The organism is Klebsiella sp. C283 (assembly GCF_048822555.1).
In the GTDB taxonomy this organism is placed as follows: domain Bacteria; phylum Pseudomonadota; class Gammaproteobacteria; order Enterobacterales; family Enterobacteriaceae; genus Klebsiella; species Klebsiella quasipneumoniae.
The window spans coordinates 1-637 of the sequence record NZ_JBMEZS010000077.1; the positions used below are offsets into that span (position 1 = coordinate 1).

A 637-nucleotide genomic window follows, 5' to 3' on the forward strand; every position below is an offset into this window, starting at 1 on the left:
ATCTGTTGTCCATTTCCACCGCGCATTACTCCCGGTCATTCGCTGATTAGCCACTGCACGGTTACGGTCTGCATATTCACCGGGCCAGTAACCCGCACCTTTTCGGGGCGGGATAAGCGCGCTGATTTTCTTACGCCGCAGTTCATCGTGACAGAGCCGGGTATCGTAAGCTCCATCGGCGGCGGCTGACCTGATTTTCCGGTGGGTTTGCCGGATTAACCCGGGGAAGGCCTCTGAGTCCGTAACGTTGTTCAGCGACAGGTCAGCGCAGATGATTTCATGTGTTTTACTGTCAACTGCCAGATGCAGCTTACGCCATATACGACGGCGTTCCTGGCCATGCTTTTTGACTTTCCACTCGCCTTCACCGAAGACCTTCAGCCCGGTGGAATCAATTACCAGGTGTGCGATTTCACCCCGGGTGGGCGTTTTGAAACTGATATTAACCGACTTTGCCCGCCTGCTGACACAGCTGTAATCCGGGCAGCGTAGCGGAACGTTCATCAGAGAAAAAATGGAATCAATAAAGCCCTGCGCAGCGCGCAGGGTCAGCCTGAATACGCGTTTAATGACCAGCACAGTCGTGATGGCAAGGTCAGAATAGCGCTGAGGTCTGCCTCGTGAAGAAGGTGTTGCT

The 637-nt window shown here is 54.2% G+C and carries 1 protein-coding gene; it reads right to left on the reverse strand.

What is annotated here, in order from left to right; genetic code table 11:
• Nucleotides 1-637 (reverse strand): IS5-like element IS903B family transposase (locus ACOI7Z_RS27300; RefSeq protein ID WP_420702493.1); only part of this gene is annotated, 637 nt, incomplete at both ends.